Here is a 248-nt window from a genome sequence, read left to right as displayed (position 1 = left end):
CGTACCGGTTCGATTCCGGTCTTCGGCACCAAATTAATATCGCGGAGTGGAGCAGTTGGCAGCTCGTCGGGCTCATAACCCGAAGGTCACAGGTTCGAGTCCTGTCTCCGCAACCATTTAAATATATGGCTCATTGGTCAAGCGGTCAAGACACCGCCCTTTCACGGCGGTAACAGGGGTTCGATTCCCCTATGAGTCACCATGCGGGTGTAGCTCAATGGTAGAGTTCCGGCCTTCCAAGCCGGCAA

At 54.8% G+C, this 248-nt stretch carries 2 tRNA genes; both read left to right on the top strand.

Going from position 1 to position 248, the window contains the following annotated elements:
* Nucleotides 1-40 precede the first annotated feature (40 nt).
* Nucleotides 41-116, top strand: a tRNA-Met gene (locus K0039_RS21845).
* A gap of 11 nt (nucleotides 117-127) precedes the next feature.
* Nucleotides 128-202: transfer RNA gene (locus tag K0039_RS21840), tRNA-Glu, on the top strand.
* Nucleotides 203-248: the final 46 nt, after the last annotated feature.

The sequence above is a fragment of the Terrisporobacter mayombei genome, from assembly GCF_020748465.1.
In the GTDB taxonomy this organism is placed as follows: domain Bacteria; phylum Bacillota; class Clostridia; order Peptostreptococcales; family Peptostreptococcaceae; genus Terrisporobacter; species Terrisporobacter mayombei.
Note: the sequence above shows the minus strand (reverse complement) of the source record. Positions and strands in the feature narration are given on the sequence as shown.